The organism is Schnuerera sp. (assembly GCF_035459645.1).
In the GTDB taxonomy this organism is placed as follows: Bacteria; Bacillota; Clostridia; order Tissierellales; family Tepidimicrobiaceae; genus Schnuerera.
Window position 1 is genome coordinate 1 of the sequence record NZ_DATHXO010000460.1, and the last position, 2895, is coordinate 2895.

The 2895-nt window shown below is 32.2% G+C and carries 2 protein-coding genes and 1 other annotated feature; both genes read right to left on the bottom strand.

Features of this window, described 5'->3' with window-relative positions; genetic code table 11:
• Window positions 1–69 precede the first annotated feature (69 nt).
• A complete protein-coding gene (locus tag VK998_RS10820; protein ID WP_414713600.1) occupies window positions 70–1284 on the bottom strand; it encodes an aminopeptidase in 1215 nt (404 codons plus the stop codon).
• Between the two features lie 160 nt (window positions 1285–1444).
• On the bottom strand, window positions 1445–2470 hold the full coding sequence (locus VK998_RS10825; protein ID WP_325228185.1) for an ornithine cyclodeaminase, nickel-pincer nucleotide-dependent: 1026 nt from the start codon (window positions 2468–2470) through the stop codon (window positions 1445–1447).
• Window positions 2471–2513: 43 nt separating this feature from the next.
• Window positions 2514–2732, bottom strand: a binding site (T-box leader).
• Between the last annotated feature and the right edge of the window lie 163 nt (window positions 2733–2895).

Below are 2895 nucleotides of genomic sequence, written 5' to 3' on the forward strand. Positions count from 1 at the left end.
ATGGAGCATTGAAAAGGACAAAAGCGTTTAATTAAAAGTAGCGGAGTAATTTCCGCTACTTTTATTATACTAAAAAGCCCAGTTTCCATTCTGGAAGACTTGAATTTTTTCTCCGTCTTTAGTTTCGCCAATTATATTTAAATCTTTGTAACCTACCATAAAGTCTACATGAGTTAAAGAATCATTTACTCCAGCTTTTGCTAATTCCTCATCAGTCATATTTTCTCCACCTTTTATATTGGTTGGATAAGCTTTACCAAAGGCAAAATGACAGGAAGCATTTTCATCAAATAGAGTATTCAAGAATAAAATATTTGATTGAGATATTGGAGAATCATAAGGAACTAAAGCTACTTCTCCTAAATGTTTGGCACCTTCATCTAAAGATAATAAATCCTTCAATACTTCATAGCCTTGTTCTGCTTTAAAAGCCACTACTTTACCATTTTTAAAGGTTAGCTCGAAATTATCGATTAAGTTTCCTCCATAGTTTAGTGGCTTTGTACTGTGAACCACTCCGTTAACACCAGTTTTTAATGGCATGGTAAATACTTCTTCTGTAGGCATATTGGCTACAAAGAAAACCCCTTTAGAGTTTTTACCTCCACCACCAGCCCATATATGGCCTTCAGGTAGTTCTACCTCTAAATCTGTACCATTGGAGGATTTATAATATAATTTTTTAAATTTCTTTTCGTTTAAAAACTTAACCTTTTCTTCAAGATTTTTGAGATGATCTTGCCAAGCTTTAACTGGATCTTCTAAATCCATACGGGTAGCCTTAAAAATTGCATCCCAAAGTTTTTTCATGGCTTCTTCTTCTGATACATCAGGGAAAACCTTTTTTGCCCAGCCCTTCGTAGGGATAGATACTACACACCAAGCATTAACATCATTCATTGTGTATTTTCTAAAATCTTTTAAAGTCATAGATGAGGATTTATTATGAGCAGCAATTTTTTTAGGATCTATCTCTTTTAGTAATTCAGGATCTTGTGAATATATGGATAAAAAACCTGCCCCATCTTCAGCAAACTCCTCTAAACCGTCAGCATACCATTTAGGAAAGTTTTCAAATACTTCCATAGGTGCATTTTCATACTTCATCTTAGTTAGAGCTTCATCATTCCAGTTAACATGGACTTGTTTAGCTCCAAGTGCATAGGCATGTTTTGCTACTAACCTTACAAACTCAACCCCTTCAATTGGAGAATTGATAACCAATGGTTGCCCTTTTTGAAGATTAATACCTACTTCTACACAAAGTTTTGCATATTCATCCATTACCTTATTAAAATTTTTCAAAATATCACCTCGCCGTTATAATTTTAATGTGTTTAAATATAGTTTATATGATTAAGAAATGATTGTAAATGGTAAAAGAAAAAGGATGATATACCTTCAATATATATTCAAGACTCTAAATCTAATAAACAAACAGGAACTAGGTTGCTACCCTAGTTCCTAAGTTTCTTTTTAAGTTATTTATTTCATTAGCCAATAGATTTAAAAATAAGCCTACATCGGTTACCATACCTATAGCTTGACTACTTCCTCTATCGCTTAGTTTTGTTACCACAGCAGAGTTAATATCCACACATATCATTTTAGTTTTAGCTGGTAACATATTGCCACTGGCAATACCATGAAGCATAGTACCAAGAACTAGAACTATTTCTGATTTTTTTAAATGTTCACTATAAATATCTTGTGCTTTTATAATATCAGTTATTGTATCTGGCAATGGACCATCATCTCTTAAACTACCTGCTAGAACAAAGGGTACATCGTTTATCACACATTCATATATAATACCTGAATGTAGAGCTTTGGCTTCAACAGCTTTTTTTATAGAACCATATTTCATAATATGGTTTATAGCTCGCATATGGTTTCTATAACCTTTAGAAGTTACTTTTCCTGATTTAGCACAGACTCCTAACGAAGTACCATAAAGGTTTTTTTCTATGTCGTGGACTGCAAGAGCATTTCCTGTTAACAAACTAGATATATAATTTTGGCGGATTAACTCTGAAAGGTAATAGTCACCACCAGTGTGAACTACGACAGGTCCTGCTACTAAGGTCAACTTTTTATTATTATAGAATAATTCGTATGCTAAATCCTTTATAAGCATATCATTTCTTCTTTCTGAAGATACAAAATTATTCATGAAATTAAATGAATCATCTTTTTTATCATCGTCCTCGGTAATCAACTTTACACCAGTATCACCACATACCACCATATCACCATATTTTATATTTCTTAATTTTTTGCATACTGCTCCATGTTCATTAACTACTATTAATGCATCCATTCTTTGATCTTTAACTTTCATCCACTTATTATTATGGCATATAAAAGTGGTATGGTTTGTTGTTGAATAGAAATCATCTGGCACATGTTTATCTTGTATTGCCTTCTTTAGCAAGACATTTTTATTTATATTAAAATTGTTTAAAGTCAATTTTACAACTCCTTTCTTAGAAAATAAAAAAACCCCCATCCCATACTAGGACGAAGGTAATTCGCGGTACCACCCAAATTAATTAAGCAAAGAAAATTTACTTAACTCTCTCAAAGCCTGTAACGTTGGCCAACGGACAAACTTTATCGCTTGCAGCTTAGAGGGTGGGTTCGATGGAAATAATCTTAGAAGATCTTTCAGTCGGTGAATCTTCCTTCCTTTAAGAATCTTTCAATCTACTAGTCCTCTTCATAGCTCAATATATATATTTATAATATTATATAAATCATTTAATTATTTGTCAAGGATTTTTATAAAAATATGTTATTTATTTCTATTTATTAGCATTGAGGCATCTTCTGTAAAAATTTTTCCTTAGTTCTGCAGTGAAAAATACATATAAATCGAAATAAAGCCCTTGGTTA

Bases quoted from the DNA above. Each gene is read 5' to 3' on its own strand.
- VK998_RS10820 (WP_414713600.1), bottom strand. From the start codon at position 1,284: ATGGATGAATATGCAAAACTTTGTGTAGAAGTAGGTATTAATCTTCAA.